This is a genomic window from Streptomyces sp. NPDC028635, assembly GCF_040637635.1.
Lineage (GTDB): Bacteria > Actinomycetota > Actinomycetes > Streptomycetales > Streptomycetaceae > Streptomyces.
In genome coordinates this window covers 66,497-83,620 of the sequence record NZ_JBEZWX010000030.1, presented here as the reverse complement: position 1 = coordinate 83,620, position 17,124 = coordinate 66,497, and the positions used below count along the sequence as shown (strand labels likewise).

The window sequence follows — 17,124 nt, the reverse complement described above, 5'->3', positions numbered from 1 at the left end:
GGCCGGAGTCGGCGTCGACCGCCAGGTCCTCCATCGGGCCATGGCCGCCGGGGTACTGGGACGTACGCGCCGAAGACTCCGGCTCCCCCGCCCTGGTCTCCTCCTACTACCCGCCCGGCCCCGACCCACGACGCACCGCAGGCGAGACCGCAACCGACCACCGGACGGCAACGGGCCGCCGCAGGCACAAAAAGGGGCGCGGGGAACGGCGCGACCAGCCACAACGAAACCCGCAGACGACAACGCACCCGGCGCCGCAGGCACACGCACCAGGCGCCGCAGGCAAAGCCTCACCCACTGGACTCCCGCACCCGCAACTCCGGCAGCAGCGTCACCCGATGCCGAGCCCGCCCCGGCTCGGCCAGCCGTCGCGCGATCAGCTCCACCGCCGCCACCCCCACCGCCCGCTTCGGCGGAGCCACCGCGCTCAGCGGCACGTCGGCCAGTCCCGCGACCTCGTCGTCGTACGCCACGAGCGCCACGTCGTCCGGCACCCGCACCCCCCGCGCCCGCAGCCGCTGCAACACGACGATCGCGTCGTGGTCGTTGTGCACGAGCGCCGCATCGATCCGCCCCGAGACCACCGCCTCGGTGAACTCCTCGAGCACCCGCTCCCGTTCACCCGCCCGCCCCTGTGACGGCGACGGCAGCGGCAGCACGAAGTCGTCCGGCAGTCCCACTCCCGCGAGCCCGCCCACGAACCCCTCCCGCACCAGCCCCCGATGCGGACTGTCGTCCCGCAGGATCAGCCCGATCCGCGACCGACCGGCCTCCGCCAGATGCCGCACCGCGATCCGCGCACCGTAGGCATGGTCGCTGACCACCTGTTCGGCGTCCGCGACGTCGTCCCCAGGCTGCCGCTCCACCAGGACATACGGCACCCCGGGAGCACCGGGCGGGGCGAGGTCGCCGGGCAGGAACCCCTCCCCATCCCCCACCCGCTCACACGGAGTGATGAGCAGCCCGTCGATCCCCTCGGAGAGCATGTGCCGCACCTGCGCCTGCTCCTGCTCGGGGTCGTACTGCGAGATGCCGAGGACGATCCGGACCCCCCACTCGGCGGCCGCCTCCCGCGCCCCTTTGATCACCTCGGGGTAGTAGTAGTCGGCGGCAGGCACGACGAGCCCCACGACAGGCTCCCGCCCGCCCCACCCGAAACCCCCGCCCGCGCTTCCGCCGGCACCTCCGCCGGCACCGCCACCTGTACCCCCGCCGGCACCCCCACCCGTACGCCCGCCGGGCCCTCCGCCGGCGCCCCCGCCCGGCACGGCCCCCGGCAGCACCGCACCCCCGTGCACCCGCACCAGCAACCCCCGCTCGGCGAGCGCCTCGACGTCGCGCCGCACGGTGATGGGGGAGACCCCCAGTGCGGCGGCGACGTCACTGACGCGTACCGAGCCGCTCTCGCGCACCCTGCGCAGGATTTCCTGATGCCGTTCCCCTGCGTGCGCCACTGCGGTCCCCTTGCGACTGACGACGGCACCTCCGCCACCAGCAGCCTAGCCCGCCGCCGATCGAAATTGAACGCTTATGAGCGAACGAACAAAACAAAGCCCTCCTGTGCGATTCATTGCCGATGCGTGTTCGTTCGTGTTAGAAACCGCTTCACCTCATCGCGGACTGGGCCCCGCCCCGCCCCCGCCCGTCCGCTCCCTCCTCGCACCGGAGGTACCACGCCATGCCCCGCATGACCCGCCGAGCCCTCCTCACCGCGGCCCTCGCCACCGCCGCCACCGCACCCCTCGCCGTCGCCCTCCCCGCCACCGCCCACGCCGCCGACGACCCCTACGACACCCTCCGCCTGAAGTGGCGCAGCCTCACGCTCGGCACCGGATTCGACCCCACCGCCGACCCCTACGCCGCCCGCCTCGCCGCGGTCGGCACGACCGCCGCCGCACTCCGCGCCACGATGAACGCCACACCAGGCTCCCTGTGGCCCGACCTGCCCTACGCCGACCCCGACCCGGACACCGACAGCGAGTCGTACACGTACTCCGGGAACATGGTCACCAGCTACACGCGGCTGCGGACCCTCACCGAGGCCTACGCGCAGCCCGGCACCGGCCTCACCGGCGACGCGGCCCTGCTCGCCGAGATCATCGCCGGCCTCGACCATCTGCACGCCGAGGCGTACAACGCCGGCCAGGCCCGCTACGGCAACTGGTGGAGCTGGCAGATCGGCGCCCCGCAGGCCCTGCTCGACATCGCCACCCACCTCTACGACAGCCTCGGCGCGGCCCGGATCGCCGACTACGCCGCCGCTGTCGACCACTTCGTGCCCGACAGCGCGGTCGCGCAGTACACCGGCACCTCCACCGGCGCCAACCGCGTCGACCTGTGCCGGGTGATCGCCCTGCGCGGCGTCCTCGGCAAGGACGCGGCCAAGATCGCCCTCGCCCGGGACGCGCTCAGCCCCGTCTTCCCCTACGTCACCTCCGGCGACGGCCTGTACGCCGACGGCAGCTTCATCCAGCACACCTACGTCCCCTACGCCGGCTCCTACGGCGCGGTGATGCTCGGCGGACTGTCCCTGCTGTTCGCACTGCTGGAAGGGTCGGCCTGGGAGGTCACCGACCCCGGCCGGCAGGTCATCCTCGATTCCGTCGAGAAGGCGTACGCGCCGTTCCTCTTCAACGGCCTCGCCATGGACGACGTGTCGGGGCGCGCGGTCAGCCGCGGCGTGCAGAAGAGCGACACCCGCGGGATCCTCCAGGACGACCATCTGCGCGGCCACGCGATCATCGCCTGCATCGCCCTGCTCGCCCGCAGCGCCTCCCCGGCCGAACGCACCCGCTGGGAGGCCATGATCAAGGGCTGGATCACCCGCGCCACCTACCGCCCGATCCTCACCAGCGACGCCCTGAACGTGGCCCAGCTCGCCCGGCTGAAGGCCATCGCCGACTCCACCACGACCGCCGCCGCCCCCGAACCCACCGGCCACCGCCTCTTCCCCGGCATGGACAGAGCCGTGCACCGCCGCCCCGGCTGGGCAGCGAGCGTGTCGATGGCCTCGAAGCGGATCACGTACTACGAGAACGGCAACGGCGAGCACCTGCGCGGCTGGCACAGCGGCTCGGGAATGCTCTACTGGTGGGGCGACGCCTTCGGCAACGGTCAGTACAGCGACAGCTTCTGGGCCACCGTCGACCCGATGCGCCTGCCCGGCACCACCGTCTCCCGCAAGCCGCTCGCCGACGGCGAGGGCGGCGCCTGGGGCGCGGCCCGCCCCGACGTGCGCTGGGTCGGCGGCGCCACCGACGGCACGTACGCGGCCGTCGGCCAGCACCTCAAGGGCCTGTCCTCCACCCTGGTCGCGAAGAAGTCCTGGTTCTTCCTCGACGACATGATCGTCTGCCTGGGCGCCGGCATCCAGGGCCGGGACGCAGCGGGCGCGGAGACGATCGTCGACAACCGCAACCTCGGCGCGAACGGCAGCCACGCCCTCACCGTCGACGGCACCGTCCAGCCCGCCGTCCTCGGCCGGCGCACCACCTTCCCCCGCGCCCGCTGGGCCCACCTCGCCGGCTTCGGCGGGTACGTCTTCCCCGGCGGCACCGCCCTGGAGACGCTGCGTGAGGCCCGTACCGGCTCCTGGTCCGCCATCAACACCGGCGGCACCACCGATCCCGTCACCCGCCGCTACCTCACGCTCTGGATGGACCACGGCACCGACCCGACCGCGGCGGACTACGCCTACGCGATCCTGCCCGGCGCCACCGCCCGGCAGACCGCCGCCCGCGCGGCCGACGCCGGCCGGCTGAGGATCCTCGCCAACACGGACGACCAGCAGGGCGTCTGCGCACCCGCGCTCGGCTTCACCGGCGTCAACTTCTGGCTCCCCGGCACCGTCCACGACCTCACCGCGACCGCCCCGGCGAGCGTCATGATCCGCCGCGGCGGCGGTACGGCCACCGTCTGCGTCTCCGGGCCGCTGCGCGACGGCGCCGCCATCGACCTCACCTGGAACCGTCCGGTGTCCGCGGTGACCTCCGCCGATCCCACGGTGCAGGTGCTGGCGACCGGGAGCGCCCTGACCCTGCGCATCACGCCCGGCACCCTCGGGACCGTCCACACCGCCCGGGTCACCCTGGCCTAGGCCCGGCCCGGGGGATCCCGGCGGCAGGCCCTAGGTGTCGCACTCCCACACCGTCCGGCACAGCACGCACCGCGCGCGTACCCGCCCCCGCACCGGCACCCGGATCCGCTGATGGCAGGTCGGGCACGGGAACGACACCCGCAACGGCCCGTGCCCGTCCGGTGCGAAGCTGTACGGCACACCGTCCGGCGCGGCCACGCGCGCGTGCTCCTGCGCGTGGCGCCGGTCGCGCGCGTAGCGCCGGCGTCCCGCCCAGCCGGCCGCCGTCAGCGGCGGTTGCCGCTCGTCCTGGCGGGCCAGCGCCAGCCCCGCGCCGTACGCCTCGCACGCCCGCGCGCTGGTGAACCACGTCGAGGGGTCCTCCCCGAACAGCAGCGACCGCTTCGCCAGCACGTACCCGAACTCCTCCGGCGTCAGATACCCCAGCTTCTGCGACGACGCCCCGTCCTCCCGGTAGGCGTCCAGCAGCAGCCAGCCCGCGCCCAGGTACGTCGCCGCCGTGTCGGTGAGGATCTCGTTCTCGCGCGTGCCCGGGAACGCCAGGTCCAGCCGGTGCAGATACACGTGCATGATCTCGTGCGCCAGGGCCGCCCCGATGTCCCGCCGATGCGTACGGAACCGGTCATTCAGCTCCACGAAGTACTCCGGCCCGGCGGTCAGTTCGACGTTCGCCGCATGCGTCATCTCACGGAAGGACACGATCAGCCGCGCGTCCGGGAGCCGGTAGTGCCGCACCAGCTCCCGCGCCACCCGCTGCGCCCCCAGATACAGGTCGTCGGTGTCGCAGAACGCCACGTCCACCGGCGCCACACTCGTCGCGAACGTGGCGATCGTGTCGTACGACAGGCGCTTGTACAGCGCGGTGACGGCCGCCCGCACCGTCCGCAGATGCGGGTAGCCGTGCCGGACCGGTCCACCGTTGCCCACGCCCAACCCCCAAGACGCTCGACCCCGCCTCCACTGTACGCAGATCCGGCCGAACCTCCGCCAGACCGGTTTCGGCGGATCCTCGCTGGTCGGGCGGTACCCGGCACGCACTAGGGTGGACGGCCATGACCATCAGCAACACCGGAACCGGTGACGTCGACCCGGCCGTCCGCGCCGAACTGTCCCGGCTGCGCGACAGCATCGACAACATCGACGCCGCCGTCGTCCACATGCTCGCCGAGCGCTTCAAGTGCACCCAGCAGGTCGGCCACCTCAAGGCCGCCCACCAGCTGCCGCCGGCCGACCCGGCGCGCGAGGCCCGCCAGATCGAGCGGCTGCGCGGCCTCGCCGAGAGCGCCAAACTCGACCCCGCCTTCGCCGAGAAGTTCCTGAACTTCATCGTCGCCGAGGTGATCCGGCACCACGAGCGCATCGCCGAGGACACCGCGAACGGCACGGCCGGCCCCACCCCCGCCGCCGGCCCCGCCCACTGACCCGGCCCGCCCCCGGCACACCGCCCCGACCGCATCGATCCGGCCACCGCGAGCACAGCAGGTGATCCGGCCGGCACCGCGCGTCAGCACCCGGCCGTAAGCTGAACCCCTCAGCGCGCGGGAGGGACACCGGGCCATGCCGTCGGATGCCGAGATCCTCATCGTCGACGAACACCAGGGCACCCTGTACGCCCTGGAGAGCACCCTGGCCCCGCTCGGCTACCGCCTGGGCCGGGCCACCAGCGGCGACGCGGCGCTCAAACAGCTGCTGCGCGGCCGCGTGGGGCTGCTCCTGCTCCAGGTGCGCACACCCGGCGCAGGCGCCCTGGACGTGGTGCGCTACATGCGCCGCCTCGAGCAGACCCAGCACATCCCCGTCGTCCTGCTCACCGGCCCCCGCCCCGACCCCGACCTCGCGGCCGCCGCGTTCGACCTCCGCGTCGCCGGCGTCATCGGCACCCCCGTCGACCCGTGGACGCTGCGCACCCAGGTCCGCCACCTCTACGACACCCACCAGCACCGCCTCGCCCTGGAGCACGAGATCCGCCGGCTGCGCGCCCGGCCGGCCGACGGCACCGGCAGCGCCGGACCGGCGCCGCTGCCCCACCCCGCGCCCCGGCCGGCCGCCGTACCGCACCAGCGCGACCCGGCACGCCCCACCGCCCCCACCGACCCGGCCCGCCCCCCGCGGGCGGTTCCCGCACACGAGGGCACCCGGGCGCCCGAGGGGACATAGGCCGCGTAGCGAACCGCCCCTGTGCGATGCCGGTGCCATCAGGCAGCATGTCCTGCATGTCCGTACTCACGCGCGACGAAGCGCAGACCCGTGCCCAGCTCCTCGACGTCCAGCGGTACACGATCGACCTCGATCTGACGGCCGGCGACGAGACCTTCGACTCCCGCACCCTGATCCGCTTCACCGCCCGGACGGACGCGGACACCTTCGTGGAGCTGAAGCCGGCCGAGCTGCGCAGCGTCACCCTGGACGGACAGCCCCTTGACCCCGACAGCCTCGACGGCAACTGCCTGCCGCTGAAGAACCTCACCGCCGGCGAACACGAACTGCGTGTCGACGCGGCCATGCGCTACTCCCGCACCGGCGAGGGCATGCACCGCTTCACCGACCCCAGCGACGGCGAGACCTACGTCTACACCCAGCTGTTCATGGAGGACGTCCAGCGCGTCTTCGCCGCCTTCGACCAGCCCGACCTCAAGTCCGTCTTCGAGCTGACCGTGACCGCGCCCGAAGGCTGGACCGTCCTCGCCAACGGCATCACCGAACACCTCGGCGACGGCCGCTGGAAGGCAGCGGCCACCCCGCTGATCTCCACCTACCTCGTCGCCGTCGCCGCCGGCCCCTGGCACTCCGTACGCACCGAACACCGCGGCCTGCCCTTCGGCATCCACTGCCGCCGCTCGCTCGCCCCCTACCTCGACGCCGACGCCGAGGAAATCCTCGACATCACCCGCGCCTGCTACGACCGCTACCACGAGAAGTTCACCGAGCCCTACCCCTTCGACTCCTACGACCAGGCGTTCGTCCCCGAGTTCAACGCCGGCGCCATGGAGAACCCCGGCCTGGTCACCTTCCGCGACGAGTTCGTCTACCGCTCCGCCGTCACCGACACCGAGCGGCAGACCCGCGCGATGGTCATCGCCCACGAGATGGCCCACATGTGGTTCGGTGACCTCGTCACCCTCCAGTGGTGGGACGACATCTGGCTGAACGAGTCCTTCGCCGAGTACATGGGCTACCAGACCACCCTCGAAGCCACCCGCTTCACCCAGCCCTGGGTCGAGTTCGGCGTCACCCGCAAAGCCTGGGGCTACGACGCCGACCAGCGCCCCTCCACCCACCCCGTCGCCCCCGAAGCCGTCCCCGACACCGCCTCCGCGCTGCTCAACTTCGACGGTATCTCCTACGCCAAGGGCGCCTCCGCGCTGCGCCAGCTCGTCACCTGGCTCGGCGAGAAGGACTTCCTGGCCGGCATCAACACCCACTTCGCCCGGCACAAATTCGCCAACGCCACCCTCGCCGACTTCATCGACTCCCTCGCCTCCGCCACCGACCGCGACGTCCACGCCTGGGCCGACGCCTGGCTGCGCACCACCGGAGTCGACACCCTCACCCCCCACATCAACGGCAGCAACGGCGACCGCACGCTGACCGTCGCCCGCACCGGCAGCCGCCCGCACCGCATCGCCGTCGGCCTGTACGACCAGGACCTCACCGACGACGGCGGACTCACCCTGCGCGAACGCGTCGAGATCGACATCCCGCTCACCGCACCGCACCCGCTGGGCAAGAAGCCCGCCCTGCTGCTCCTCAACGACGGCGACCTCACCTACGCCAAGGTCCGCTTCGACGCGGGCTCCTTCGACGCCGTCCGCACCGGCCTCGCCGGCCTGCCCGACCCGCTCACCCGCGCCGTCGTCTGGAACGCGCTGCGCGACGCCGTCCGCGACGGCGAACTGGCGCCCACCGCCTACCTGGAAGCCGCCCGCACCCACCTGCCGCACGAGCGGGACCTCGCCCTCGTCCAGGGCGTCCTCGCCTTCGCCTCCGGCCAGATCGCCGACCGCTACGTCAGCCCCGCACAGCGGCCCGCCGCCCTGGCCACCCTCACCGACCTGTGCCGCGACCTCATCCGCCGCACCGAGGACGGCGACCACCCCGGCCTGCGCCTGATCGCCGTACGCCACTACATCGACACCGCCGCCCACCCCGACACCATCGCCGCCTGGCTCACCGACGGCATCGTGCCCGGCGGCCCCGAACTCGACCCCGAGCTGCGCTGGCGCGTGCTGGCCCGGCTCGCCGTCCTCGGCGCCACCGACGAGGCCGCCATCGCCGCCGAACTGGACCGCGACCCCTCCGCCGCCGGCCAGGAAGGCGCCGCCCGCTGCCGCGCCGCCCTGCCCGACGCGGACGCGAAGGCCCGCGCCTGGCAGGCCATGTTCGACGGCGACGACCTGTCCAACTACCTCTTCACCGCCACCGCGCAGGGTTTCTGGCAGCCCGAACAGGCCGGCCTCGTCCGGCCTTACGTCGAGCGCTACTACGACGACGCGGTCGCCGTCGCCGCCCGCCGCGGCCCCGCCATGGCCGACGCCGCCGGCCGCTGGGCGTTCCCCGTGCACGCCGTCGACACCGAGACCCTCCGCCTCGGCGAACAGTGCCTGCGCGACGCCGAACCCATCCCGGCCCTGCGCCGCAAGCTCGCCGACCAACTCGACGACCTCGCACGGGCGTTGCGGGTGCGGGGCGAGGCGGGGGAGTAGGACCAGGGGCGTAGGGCACGGCTGGTCCCTGACGACGATGCGCGGGGCTGATCACCCTTCCTAGGCTCGAAGGGCCCAGGGCGATCAGCCCTGAAACGTCAGGAGAACACCGTGATCGCAGTGACCGGCGCCACCGGCAACGTCGGCCGTGCCCTCGTCCACCGCCTGCTCGCCGCCGGCGCCCCCGTGCGGGCGCTCACCCGCGACCCGCAGCGCGCCGCCCTGCCCGAAGGAGCCGACGTCGTCCGTGTCACCGCGGACGATCCCGGCGCCCTGTTCGACGGCGTGACCAAGCTGTTCCTCTACGTCCAGAGCGCCGAGCTGCTCCCCGCGGCCCAAGCGGCCGGCGTACGCCACGTCGTCCTGCTGTCCTCCAGCATCATCCAGGAGGGCGCCGACGACCCCACCCACCCCATCCACGTCATGCACGCCCGCGTCGAACAGCAACTGCGCGACAGCGGCCTCGACTTCACCTTCCTGCGGCCCGGCGCCTTCGCCACCAACGCCCTCCAGTACGCACCCCAGGTCCGCGCCGGGCACACCGCCGTCCGCGGCGTCTACGCCGACGGCCTGACCGCGCCCCTCCACGAGGACGACATCGCCGCCGTCGCCGAACGCGCCCTCCTCGACACCGGCCACGAAGGCGCCGTCCACCGCCTCACCGGCCCCGCGGCGGTCAGCAACGCCGGCCAGGTCACCGCCATCGGCCGGGCCGTCGGCCGCGACCTGCGCTTCGTCGAGGTCCCGCCCCACGAGGCGGGCGCGGAACTCTTCCCGCACGTGCCGCCGCAGATGCTCGACCGGCTGCTGCGCACCTTCGCCGACACCGTCGGCACACCCCCGGAGATCACCCCCACCGTCGAGAAGATCACCGGCGCCCCCGCCCGCACCTTCGCCGAGTGGGCCGCCGACCACGCCGCGGACTTCCGCGCCTGACGCACCGGCCCCACCGACCCCACCGGCCCCACGCGACACCCTCCCGAGCCGCAGGACACCCGCCCGTACTCCCAACACGCCTCACACGCAAGGACGTACCCCCAAGGGGTGGCGATCGTTGGATATTCCGGGCGTACCCGAACCTTCCGCGTACAAGCTGGAAGCCCCGTCCCGCGGCCCCCCGGAGGATCGACATGAGCACGCCGCCCCTCGCCTCGGGACCCGACGGTCCCGAGGCGCTGCGCCCCCTGCTCGACACCGTCCTCGACGCCCTCGGCGAAGGCACCCGCGCCCGCGGCGGCCCCCTGCCCGCCGGCGGCCCCCCACAGGTCACCGCTCGCCTGTGCGAAGCGATCGGCGACATCCTGCCCGACGACGGCGACCCGGCCGCCCTGCACACCCTGGTCACCGCCCTCGCCGCAGGCGCCGCCGACCCCGCCCACCCGCTGTGCGCGGCCCACCTGCACTGCCCGCCCCTCGCCGTCGCCACCGCCGCCGACCTCGCCGCGTCCGCGCTCAACCCCTCCCTGGACTCCTGGGACCAGGCCCCCGCCGCCTCCGCCCTGGAAACCCTCGTCACCGAGGCCCTCGCCCGGCAGGCCGGCACCGCCGACGCCCTCATCACCAGCGGCGGCACCGAGTCCAACCACCTCGCCCTGCTCCTGGCCCGCGAACGCCACGGCCCCGGCCTGCGCCTGCTCACCGGAGAGAACGCCCACCACTCCCTCACCCGCGCCGCCTGGCTGCTCGGCCTGCCCGACCCCGTGATCGTCCCCGCGCCCGGCGGCACCCTCGACCCCGCCGCCCTCGACGACGCCCTCACCGCACTGCCCGGCCCCCACCTCGTCGCCGCCACCGCCGGCACCACCGACGCCGGCCTCATCGACCCCCTCACCGACATCGCCGCCCGCTGCACCGCCCACGGCGCCCGCCTGCACATCGACGCCGCCTACGCGGGCGCACTCCTCTTCAGCGACCGCCACCGCGACCGCCTCACCGGCCTCGACGCCGCCCACACCATCACCCTCGACCTGCACAAACTCGGCTGGCAACCGGTCCCCGCCGGCGTCCTCGCCGTCCGCGACCCCCACGACCTCACCGCACTGAACCAGCGCGCCGACTACCTCAACGCCGACGACGACACCGACGCAGGCCTCCCCGACCTCCTCGGCCGCTCCCTGCACACCACCCGCCGCCCCGACGTACTGAAGATCGCCGCCACCTTCACCACCCTCGGCCGGCACGGCCTCGCCGCCCTCGTCGAGAAGGTCCTCGACCTCGCCCAGGAACTCGCCGCCCTCGTCAAGGACCACCCCGACTTCGACCTCTACGACACCCCCACCCTCAGCACCGTCCTGTTCCGCCCCACCGGCGCCGACGACCCCACCGTCGCCGCGCTGCGCCGCACCCTGCTGAACCAAGGCCGCGCCGTCCTCGGCCGCGCCCGCCCCGACGGCCGCCTCTGGCTGAAGGCCACCCTCCTCAACCCCCGCGCCCGCACCAGCGACCTGAACGCACTCCTCACCCTCGTCCGGGACGCCCTCGTGGAAGGAACCACCCCCCGATGACCCCGCCCCCCACCACCCCCGGCACCCCCCGCGACCTCGTCGGCATCGGAATCGGCCCCAGCAACCTCTCCCTCGCCGCCCTCGCCCACCCCCTCACCGAACTCGACACCGCCTTCTACGAACAGCGCCCCGCCTTCAGCTGGCACCCCGGACTCCTCCTCGACGGCGCCACCATCCAGGTCCCCTTCCTCGCCGACCTCGTCACCCTCGTCGACCCCACCAGCCGCTGGTCCTTCCTCAACCACCTCAAGGCCCACGACCGGCTCTTCCCCTTCTACTTCGCCGAGCGCTTCCACATCCAGCGCACCGAATACGACGCCTACTGCCGCTGGGTCGCCGCCAACCTCCCCGCACTGCACTTCCGCCACCAGGTCGACGCGGTGCGCTGGAACCCCGAACGCGACGTCTTCGAAGTCGACTACACCCAGCTCGACGCCGACGGCGAAGCCGAAGCCCTCGGCCGCACCCACACCCGCAACATCGTCCTCGGCATCGGCACCGAGCCCTACGTCCCCGACCCGCTCAAACCCCTCGCCGACGCCCCCGGCGTCCCCGTCCTGCACGCCGCCGACTACCTCGACAACCGCGACAGCCTCCTCGCCGCCGGCCACATCACCGTCGTCGGCTCCGGCCAGTCCGGCGCCGAGATCTTCCTCGACCTGCTCCGCCACCGCCCCGCCGGCCGTGAACGCCTCACCTGGATCGGCCGCACCGACGCCTTCGCGCCCATGGAGTACTCCAAGCTCGGCCTGGAACACTTCACCCCCGACTACACCCGCTACTTCCACGCCCTCACCGAACCCGTCCGCGACCAGCTCGTCGCCGCCCAGTGGCAACTCCACAAAGGCATCAGCGCCGACACCCTCGCCGCCGTCCACGACGAGCTCTACCGCCGCACCCTGCACGGCGGCTGGCCCGACACCGTCCTCACCCCAGGAGTCCGCGTCCGCACCGCCGGCCGCCTCGCCGCCACCAAAGTCGAACTCCACCTCGAACACATCCAGCAGGGCACCCGCACCCGCCTCGCCACCGACGCCGTCGTCCTCGCCACCGGCTACCGCGAACGCCCCCTCGACCAGCTCCTCGCCGGCCTCGACCCCTACCTGCGCCGCGACAGCAGCGACCGCCCCCGCATCGACGAGCACTACCGCCTCGTCCTCGACCCGTCCGTCACCGGCTCGATCCACGTCCAGAACGCCGAACGCCACACCCATGGCGTCGGCGCCCCCGACCTCGGCCTCGCCGCCTGGCGCAGCGCCACCATCCTCAACTCCGTCACCGGCAAGGAGACCTACCCCCTGCCCGCCCGCACCGCCTTCACCACCTTCGGCCTGACGGCCGGCCAGGTACCGGCCGCCCGCCGCCCCCACGACAACCTCACCCCGCTCGTCGAACCCCGCTGAACGGCCGCACGACACAGAGGCGGGCCGGCACCCGCCGACCCGCCCCCGTGTCACCCCACCGGACGTCAGAACACCGGCACACCGTTACGCGTCAGCTTCCAGTCCACCGACGCGAAGTCCTTCGGATCCAGCACACCCTTCGCCGTCACCCACTCGGCGATCCGCGTCCGGATCTCCGTCGACTCCGACCACAGCTCCTTCGCCGACGCCACGAACGGGAACGCGCCACCGCCGTTCGCCCGGTAGTTGTTCACCGCCAGCACGAACTGCTGGGCGTCGTCCAACGGCGCCCCGCCGAACATCAGGTTCTTGATCCGCGACCCGGCCGGCTGCGCGACGTCGATGTCGTACGCCAGCCCCGACACATAGTCGTAGTTGTAGTCCGGACGCCCGCCCGCGTTCGTCAGCTGCTCCACGTCCACCGGCGCACCCGGCGCCGTCTGCACGTAGTACTCCGCCGAATACTCCAGGTACGCCCGCAGCTGCGCACCCGTCATCAGCTTCGCGACCAGCGTGTTGTCGTAGACGTACAGACTCGACAGGTCCCGGATCGTCACGTTCCCCGCCGGGATCTCCGACGTGCGCGAGAACGGCGACGCCTGCGCGACCACCGGCAACGACGCGTACTGCGTCCCCGCCAGCGCCGCCTTGACCACGTCCTCCTGCACCTTCGTGATCAGATCGATGATCGGCGCGTCCTTGTACCGCGCCTCGACCGTCGTCAGCGTCTCCGTCGCCTTGCCGACCACCTGGTTGACGTACGCCACCACCTTCGCGTGCTGCTCCGTCAGCAGCCGCGTGATCCGCGGATCGTCCGCCACCGTCCTGGAGTCCCGCAGCGACGCCGCGACCGACTCCACCTCCCAGCAGCCCCGGCGGAACACCAGCTCCACGTCGAACACCGTCAGCCGCTCCGCATAGCAGAGCGGCTCCGACAGCACGACGGTCTTTCCCGTCTGCTCGTTGACGACCTTCAGCTCCGGAATCTCCAGGTGCGCGTGCCCGACCAGGATCGCGTCGATCCCCGGCACCTGCTTCGCCACGTTCGCCGCCGCGTTCTCCACGTACGGCACCTGGTCACCGTAGGACGACGTCCCCGACGTACCCGAGTGCGCCGAGACGATCACCACGTCCGCACCCATCGACCTCAGCTTCGGCACCCACTTCGCGGCCTGCTCCTCCAGACCCGGGAACGCCAGCTTCCCCTGCACATACGCCTTGTCCCAGATCGCGATCCCGGGGTTGGTCAGCCCCAGCACCGCCACCTTCACCGGCCGCGCGCCCTTCACATGGAACGTCTTGATGACATACGGCGGGAACGCCGGCCGCAGCGTCTTCGCGTCCACCGCGTTCGCGCCCAGCAGCGGGAAGTCCAGCTGCTCCTCGAACTTGCGCAGCGTCTCGATGCCGTAGTTGAACTCGTGATTGCCCAGCGCCGCCGCGTCGTACCCGATCGCGTTCATCGCCCGCGCCATCGGATGCACCGGACCACCCTGGGCGGTGATCGGGTCCACCTTCGCGAAGTAGTACGTCAGCGGCGTGCCCTGGATGGTGTCACCCGCGTCCAGCAGCAGGGTGTTCTCCCGGCCCCGCTCCGCCCGGATCTGGTTCACCAGCGTCGAGATACGCGCCAGACCCTGAGCGTTGCCCGCCTTGTCGGCGTACTCCGCGTCCTTGAAGTAGTCCCAGTTGAAGACGTGCCCGTGCAGGTCCGTCGTCCCCATCACGGTCAGCGCGTACCGCTTCTCACGGCCCCGGCCGGCGGGCGCCGCCTGCGCGGCGGGAGCCGTCACCGCACTCGCCACGGCCACCCCCGCCCCGGTCGCTGCCGACTTCTCCAGAAACTTCCGGCGGTTCAACGCCATGGCCTGCCTCTCCTCGCTACAACGCCCTCGTGGGACGGGACAACGACGCGCACGGGACAACGACGCGCGTAGATAACGCGCGTAGATTCTGACCCGCGCTCAGCGGCACGCAACAGGCCCCGGAGGTTTCGATCTGGTGACCACAACTGCGACAGTGACCCCATGACGCCCACTCAGGAACCCACCGCCCTGCCCTACGGCACCCCCGACGCCCCCCGCATCGCCGTGCGCGGCGAAGCCCACCTCGAAGTCGACCCCGAACTCGCCCGCATCGGCGTCACGGTCACCGCCCGCGGCAAGGACCGCCGCACCACCCTGGCCGACCTCACCCGACGCAACGCCGACGTCCTCGACCTGGTCAAGTCCTACGGCGACGCCGTCGAACGCCTCGAGACCGGAGCCCTCACCCTCACCCCCGTCCTCACCCCCAAGAGCCGCGGCGAACACGTCCGCACCTACCACGGCGCCGTCCACCTCACCGCCGAACTCACCGACTTCACGGCACTCGGCGAACTCACCACCCGCCTCGCCGACCTGGACCTCACCCGGGTCGACGGCCCCTGGTGGTCCCTGCGCCCCGACTCACCCGTCCACCGCACCGCACGCCGGCAAGCGGTCCAGGCCGCCGTCCAGCGCGCCCGCGAATACGCCGAAGCGCTCGGCACCACCCTCGCCGCCCTCGTCGAACTCGCCGACATCGGCGCGGAAAGCCCCACCCCGCCCTACCCCCCGGCCCCCGGCCGCGCCCGCTCCCTGACCTACGGCGGTCCCGCCGAACCCGCCGCGGCCGCCCCGCCGCTCGACCTCGAACCCCAGCGCCAGCACGTCCACGCACAGATCAACGCACGGTTCACGATGGTCCCGCCCCGCCTGTGACCGCCGCATTCAGAATTCCGGTATTCGAAAACCCTGCCGGGGCACCCGAACGAATGACATCCGTACGCTCATCGGAGCGCACCGCCGCACAATTCAACACTTGTCAATAGCACTTCACTCAAAGGTTGTTGAGTAGTCACGCCCGGCCAATTCTCTACCCACCGGTAAGTCATAGGCTCGACTCATGCGCCGAGCGAAAATCGTCTGCACCCTGGGCCCCGCCACCGACACATACGACCAGATCAAAGCCCTGGTCGACGCCGGAATGGACGTCGCCCGCTTCAACCTCAGCCACGGCGGCCACGCCGAGCACGAGGAGCGCTACCACCGTGTGCGCAAGGCGGCCGACGAAACCGGCCGCAGCGTCGGCATCCTCGCCGATCTTCAGGGACCGAAGATCCGCCTCGGCCGCTTCACCGAAGGACCCGTACTCCTTGAACGCGGCGACACCTTCACCATCACCGTCGAAGACGGCGCCGAAGGCAACCACGACCAGTGCGGCACCACCTACCACGGCCTCGCCGACGACGTCACCCCCGGCGAACGCATCCTCGTCGACGACGGCAAAGTCTGCCTCGAAGTCACCGGCGTCGACGGCCCCCGCGTCCGCACCCGCGTCGTCGAAGGCGGCGTGATCTCCGACCACAAGGGCCTCAACCTGCCCGGCGTCGCCGTCTCCGTCCCCGCCCTGTCCAAAAAAGACGAAGACGACCTGCGCTGGGCCCTGCGCACCGGCTTCGACGTCATCGCCCTGTCCTTCGTCCGCTCCGGCAAGGACATCCTCGACGTCCACCGCATCATGGACGAGGAAGGCCGCCGCCTCCCCGTCATCGCCAAAGTCGAAAAACCCCAGGCGGTCGAGGCCATCGACGACATCGTCGCCGCCTTCGACGGCATCATGGTCGCCCGCGGCGACCTCGGCGTCGAAATGCCACTCGAACAGGTCCCCATCGTCCAGAAGCGCGCCATCAAACTCGCCAAGCGCAACGCCAAGCCGGTCATCGTCGCCACCCAGATGCTCGACTCCATGATCGAGAACGCGCGCCCCACCCGCGCCGAAGCCAGCGACGTCGCCAACGCCGTCCTCGACGGCACCGACGCCGTCATGCTCTCCGGCGAGACCAGCGTCGGCAAACACGCCATCGACACGGTCAAGACCATGGCCAAGATCGTCGCCGCGGCGGAGGAGGACATGCTGGCCAAGGGCCTCCCCCCGCTCACCGACAGCAACAAACCCCGCACCCAGGGCGGAGCCGTCGCCCGCGCCGCCGCCGAAATGGGCGACTTCCTCGGCGCGAAATTCCTCGTCGCCTTCACCCAGTCCGGCGACACCGCCCGCCGCCTCTCCCGCTACCGCTCCCCGATCCCCGTCCTCGCCTTCACTCCCGACCCCGCCACCCGCTCCCAGCTCAGCACCAGCTGGGGCGTCGAAACCTTCCTCGGCCCCCACGTCGACTCCACCGACGCCATGGTCGACCAGGTCGACGAACTGCTCCTGAAATACGGCCGCTGCGCCAAGGGCGACGTGGTCGTCATCACCGCCGGCTCCCCGCCCGGAGTCTCCGGCTCGACGAACATGGTCCGAGTCCACCACATCGGCGAGGACGACAGCCCGAAGTAGGTCCCGCCGGAGACGACGGCATCGGCCGGGAAGGCGGCGTCCGCCGGGAAGGTGAC

The 17,124-nt window shown here is 72.2% G+C and carries 12 protein-coding genes and 1 pseudogene; 9 read left to right on the top strand and 4 right to left on the bottom strand.

The window, feature by feature from the left end; genetic code table 11:
• Positions 1-290: 290 nt before the first annotated feature.
• Both AB0E88_RS26760 and AB0E88_RS26755 read right to left on the bottom strand, forming a co-directional pair.
• Positions 291-1,130 carry a substrate-binding domain-containing protein gene (locus tag AB0E88_RS26760; protein WP_361635356.1) on the bottom strand — a complete coding sequence of 280 codons (840 nt, stop codon included), beginning with the start codon at positions 1,128-1,130 and terminating at the stop codon, positions 291-293.
• 159 nt (positions 1,131-1,289) lie between these two features.
• Positions 1,290-1,454 (bottom strand): annotated as a pseudogene (locus tag AB0E88_RS26755) (DeoR family transcriptional regulator); the annotation flags it as partial.
• Positions 1,455-1,687: 233 nt separating this feature from the next.
• Between AB0E88_RS26755 and AB0E88_RS26750 the strand changes: the two are divergent.
• Positions 1,688-4,096 (top strand): polysaccharide lyase 8 family protein, encoded by a 2,409-nt coding sequence (locus tag AB0E88_RS26750; protein WP_361635353.1) that lies wholly within the window; start codon positions 1,688-1,690, stop codon positions 4,094-4,096.
• A gap of 30 nt (positions 4,097-4,126) precedes the next feature.
• Here AB0E88_RS26750 and AB0E88_RS26745 read toward each other — a convergent pair whose 3' ends face one another.
• Positions 4,127-5,023 (bottom strand): hypothetical protein, encoded by an 897-nt coding sequence (locus tag AB0E88_RS26745; protein WP_361635339.1) that lies wholly within the window; start codon positions 5,021-5,023, stop codon positions 4,127-4,129.
• Positions 5,024-5,148: 125 nt separating this feature from the next.
• Here AB0E88_RS26745 and AB0E88_RS26740 point away from each other — a divergent pair, with 125 nt between their 5' ends.
• The 6 genes from AB0E88_RS26740 to AB0E88_RS26715 all read left to right on the top strand — a co-directional run bounded on the left by AB0E88_RS26740 (position 5,149) and on the right by AB0E88_RS26715 (position 12,706).
• Complete coding sequence (locus AB0E88_RS26740) at positions 5,149-5,517, top strand: chorismate mutase (protein ID WP_361635337.1); 369 nt, start codon at positions 5,149-5,151, stop codon at positions 5,515-5,517.
• A 136-nt stretch (positions 5,518-5,653) separates the two neighbouring features.
• Positions 5,654-6,253, top strand: a complete 600-nt coding sequence (locus AB0E88_RS26735) for a response regulator (RefSeq protein ID WP_361635335.1) — start codon at positions 5,654-5,656, stop codon at positions 6,251-6,253.
• 56 nt (positions 6,254-6,309) lie between these two features.
• Positions 6,310-8,799 carry an aminopeptidase N gene (gene pepN / locus AB0E88_RS26730; RefSeq protein ID WP_361635332.1) on the top strand — a complete coding sequence of 830 codons (2,490 nt, stop codon included), beginning with the start codon at positions 6,310-6,312 and terminating at the stop codon, positions 8,797-8,799.
• A gap of 111 nt (positions 8,800-8,910) precedes the next feature.
• Positions 8,911-9,735 (top strand): NmrA family NAD(P)-binding protein, encoded by an 825-nt coding sequence (locus tag AB0E88_RS26725; protein WP_361635329.1) that lies wholly within the window; start codon positions 8,911-8,913, stop codon positions 9,733-9,735.
• A gap of 194 nt (positions 9,736-9,929) precedes the next feature.
• A complete protein-coding gene (locus AB0E88_RS26720; RefSeq protein WP_361635326.1) occupies positions 9,930-11,303 on the top strand; it encodes an aminotransferase class V-fold PLP-dependent enzyme in 1,374 nt (457 codons plus the stop codon).
• Complete coding sequence (locus tag AB0E88_RS26715; protein ID WP_361635324.1) at positions 11,300-12,706, top strand: SidA/IucD/PvdA family monooxygenase; 1,407 nt, start codon at positions 11,300-11,302, stop codon at positions 12,704-12,706. The genes AB0E88_RS26720 and AB0E88_RS26715 overlap by 4 nt, the downstream gene beginning before the upstream one ends.
• A 65-nt stretch (positions 12,707-12,771) precedes the next feature.
• Here the strand turns inward: AB0E88_RS26715 and AB0E88_RS26710 are convergent, their stop codons facing one another.
• A complete protein-coding gene (locus AB0E88_RS26710; RefSeq protein ID WP_361635321.1) occupies positions 12,772-14,571 on the bottom strand; it encodes a 5'-nucleotidase C-terminal domain-containing protein in 1,800 nt (599 codons plus the stop codon).
• Positions 14,572-14,733: 162 nt separating this feature from the next.
• Here AB0E88_RS26710 and AB0E88_RS26705 point away from each other — a divergent pair, with 162 nt between their 5' ends.
• Both AB0E88_RS26705 and pyk read left to right on the top strand, forming a co-directional pair.
• Complete coding sequence (locus AB0E88_RS26705; RefSeq protein WP_361635317.1) at positions 14,734-15,447, top strand: SIMPL domain-containing protein; 714 nt, start codon at positions 14,734-14,736, stop codon at positions 15,445-15,447.
• 184 nt (positions 15,448-15,631) lie between these two features.
• Positions 15,632-17,068, top strand: a complete 1,437-nt coding sequence (gene pyk / locus AB0E88_RS26700) for a pyruvate kinase (RefSeq protein ID WP_361635314.1) — start codon at positions 15,632-15,634, stop codon at positions 17,066-17,068.
• Positions 17,069-17,124: the final 56 nt, after the last annotated feature.